A 2,585-nucleotide genomic window follows, 5' to 3' on the forward strand; every position below is an offset into this window, starting at 1 on the left:
AGATACGAGAAGGGCCAGCAGTTGCTGGCCCTCTTTTATACGTTGTAGAAGTCCCGATACCAGTCCACAAACCGCGCAATACCCTCCTCTACGGGGGTAGCTGGCTTATAGCCCACATCGTCGATCAGATCATCAACATTGGCGTAGGTGGCCGGCACGTCGCCCGGCTGCAACGGAAGCAGGTTTTTCTGGGCTTTCTTCCCGACTCGCTCCTCGATAATCTCGATAAAGCGAGATAGCTCAACCGGGTTGTTGCTCCCGATGTTGTACAGGCGATAAGGCGCCTTGCTGGTTCCGGGATCCGGGGTTGCTCCGCTCCACTCCCCGTTTGGTTCGGCGACATGGTCCAGGGTCCGGATCACGCCTTCGACGATGTCGTCGATGTAGGTGAAGTCCCGGCGGTGGTGGCCATGGTTGAAGACGTCGATGGGCTCCCCGGCAAGGATCTTTTTGGTAAAGATAAACAAGGCCATATCCGGACGACCCCAGGGACCATAGACAGTAAAAAACCGCAGGCCTGTGGTCGGCAGGTTATACAGGTGGCTGTACGTGTGGGCCATGAGCTCGTTGGCCTTCTTGGAGGCCGCGTAGAGACTCAGCGGGTGATCCACGTTGTCGTGCACCGAGAACGGCATGGTCTCGTTGGCACCGTACACCGAGCTGCTGGACGCATAGACGAGGTGCTTGACCTTATTGTGCCTGCACCCTTCAAGGATGTTCATGAAACCAACGAGGTTGGCGTCCACATAAGCGTGAGGATTCTCGATGGAATATCGGACACCCGCCTGGGCCGCCAGGTGCACTACCCGCTCGGGTTTGTGCTCGGCGAAAAGGGCTTCCATGGCAGCGCGGTCAGCCACATCCTGACGGACTTCGGTAAAACCGGCTTTGTCGGTCAGGCGCTTCAGCCGCGCTTCCTTCAGGTTCACATCGTAGTAATCATTGACGTTATCAACGCCAATGACTTCATCGCCCCGATCAAGAAGGCGATGAGCCAGGTGTGAGCCGATAAAACCGGCCGTTCCGGTAACAAGAATCTTCACGTGTCTCTCCCTGAAAAGACTGCCGGTCTCAGAACGAGACCCCGGCACTCACGAACGGTCCGCCTATCTCGACATCAAGCCGGTCATTGCCGTCTTCGTAATCAATAGACATCTGACGATAGCCTGCGCGGAACTGGATCAATGAGATCTCGTACTGGCCGTAGGCGTTGAAATCGTGCAGAGAGTCACCGTCGAAGCTGATGAAGTTGCCCTCAGCACCTACGGAAACACCCGTTAGTGGCAGGTCGAAACGAGCGGCGAGGTAGCCCATGGGTATGACCGCATCGACCGTGGTTTCGTTCGAAGGCGTGCCTGTTAAGGCCTCTTTAACAATAAGCTCTCCGGACAGATCCCGTGCGGTAAGGCCAAGATCCAGGTTCACCCAGTTATCAAGCACCTCGTAGTAAAGAGTCAGATCCAGTTGCTCCAAATCGAGATCAGACTGAACATCAAGGCCACCAAAATTCACGCCGCCAAAGTTACCATTTACCTGGCCACGACCACTCTGCTGTACCAGAGTGTAGTTCAATCGAACATTGGGAAGCACCGGAATCGGATGCTCAAGATACAGGGACGCATTCGCATTCGAATCGCTGTCTAGGTTGAGGTCATTTTCTACATCAACCACATCGCCGTTGTCAGCAGCCTGGCCGGACAGATCCGAATCCCAGTAACTTACACTGGCTCCAAGACCAACCACATCTGCCTGTGACACAGGCGCCACCAGAAACAGTGAACCACCTACAGCAAGCATCAGTTTACGCATGACACACCTTTGAATTTGTTGTCAGTTTCAGTCAGTCGAACTGGATTCCCAGACGGCGCCCGACTTCTTCGTACGTTTCGATCACTTCGCCAAGCCCCTGGCGGAAACGATCCTTATCCATTTTCTTGCGGGTTTCCTTGTCCCAGATCCGGCAACCGTCCGGACTGAATTCGTCACCCAGAACGATCTTGCCCTCGCAGCGACCAAACTCCAGCTTGTAATCCACAAGTAGCATGCCTGCCTCGTCAAACAGGGCCTTCAGCACGTCGTTAACCCGATAGGTCAACGATTTCATCTGCTCCAGCTCATCCGCCGCGGCCCAGCCAAAGCTGACGGCCAGGGATTCGTTGACCATCGGATCGTGGAGTGCGTCGTTCTTGAGGAACAGTTCGTAGGTGGGCGGATTCAGTTCCTGCCCCTCCGCCACGCCAAGACGACGGCAGAGACTGCCGGCGGAAACATTGCGAACCACGCATTCAACCGGAATCATATCCAGCTTCTTGACGAGAGATTCGGTGGACGACAGCAACCCTTCAAAATGGGTCGGCACACCTGCCGCTTCCAGCTTCTCCATGATGAACGCATTGAACTTGTTATTCACCATGCCCTTGCGATTGAGCTGTTCCTTTTTCTCACCATCGAAGGCGGATGTGTCGTCACGGAATACCAGCACGAAACGTTCGGGGTTGTCGGTACGGTAGACGGATTTTGCCTTGCCGGCGTAGAGTTCTTCGCGTTTTTCCATTGGGGTCTCCGAAAAGCGGCCGCCTCTGGCG

At 55.2% G+C, this 2,585-nt stretch carries 3 protein-coding genes; all 3 read right to left on the bottom strand.

The features are described 5' to 3' along the window. Positions 1-35 precede the first annotated feature (35 nt). The 3 genes from B2W52_RS08880 to purC are packed head-to-tail and all read right to left on the bottom strand — an operon-like array spanning position 36 to position 2,554. A complete protein-coding gene (locus tag B2W52_RS08880; protein ID WP_053112168.1) occupies positions 36-1,043 on the bottom strand; it encodes an NAD-dependent epimerase in 1,008 nt (335 codons plus the stop codon). A 28-nt stretch (positions 1,044-1,071) separates the two neighbouring features. Continuing rightward, positions 1,072-1,809: a TIGR04219 family outer membrane beta-barrel protein gene (locus B2W52_RS08885; RefSeq protein WP_014577378.1), complete on the bottom strand. Its 738-nt coding sequence runs from the start codon at positions 1,807-1,809 to the stop codon at positions 1,072-1,074. Positions 1,810-1,840: 31 nt separating this feature from the next. Beyond that, the gene (gene purC / locus B2W52_RS08890; protein WP_008169108.1) at positions 1,841-2,554 is read right to left on the bottom strand and encodes a phosphoribosylaminoimidazolesuccinocarboxamide synthase; all 714 of its coding nucleotides are present in this window, start codon (positions 2,552-2,554) and stop codon (positions 1,841-1,843) included. Positions 2,555-2,585: the final 31 nt, after the last annotated feature.

The organism is Marinobacter sp. UBA2498 (assembly GCF_002341575.1).
Classification (GTDB): Bacteria; Pseudomonadota; Gammaproteobacteria; order Pseudomonadales; family Oleiphilaceae; genus Marinobacter; species Marinobacter manganoxydans.

Coding starts and splice junctions, on each gene's coding strand:
- B2W52_RS08885 (WP_014577378.1), bottom strand. CDS start 1,809: ATGCGTAAACTGATGCTTGCTGTAGGTGGTTCACTGTTTCTGGTGGCG.
- purC (WP_008169108.1), bottom strand. CDS start 2,554: ATGGAAAAACGCGAAGAACTCTACGCCGGCAAGGCAAAATCCGTCTAC.